The organism is Microbulbifer sp. 2205BS26-8, assembly GCF_030731025.1.
GTDB lineage: Bacteria > Pseudomonadota > Gammaproteobacteria > Pseudomonadales > Cellvibrionaceae > Microbulbifer > Microbulbifer spongiae.
Window position 1 is genome coordinate 1 of the sequence record NZ_JAVAMR010000194.1, and the last position, 446, is coordinate 446.

Genomic DNA, 446 nt, shown 5'->3' on the forward strand with positions numbered 1-446 from the left:
GACCCAGTCTCTCTGGTTCTTTCTGGTATAATTTTGGCGGTAGTACTGGTGGTAGTGGCAGCACTGTTGGCAGTATCGGCGGCACTGGCAGTAGCTCTTATTACAGTGAATGGTCTAGGCAATGGCTTCAGGACACTAAAAATGCCAAGGAAGCGGCAAAAAAGGGGCCGCTTGATACACGTGTAGATGAAATATCTGAAGCTATTGGTTTGTCTGATTCTGAGTTTGACGTGGAGTTTGCAAGTAGCTCGGAAATTAAAAAAGTTACCAAAGGGCAAGCTGCTTGGGGAACTGTAAATAGGGACGGTACGATCCTGATAGATAAGTCGTTGTCTACTAAGATGAACGGTACTCGTTTCACGCAGACCTTGGCAGAGGAAATGGTTCATGTAGAACAGATCCGGTCAGGTTACTATAAACGGATCGATCCAAGCTATCGAAGATAT

1 protein-coding gene is annotated in these 446 nt (G+C 45.5%); it reads left to right on the top strand.

Annotated elements, in window-relative coordinates; genetic code table 11:
• On the top strand, positions 1 to 446 hold a 446-nt coding region (locus Q5Y71_RS17230; protein ID WP_306043298.1), incomplete at both ends, for a hypothetical protein.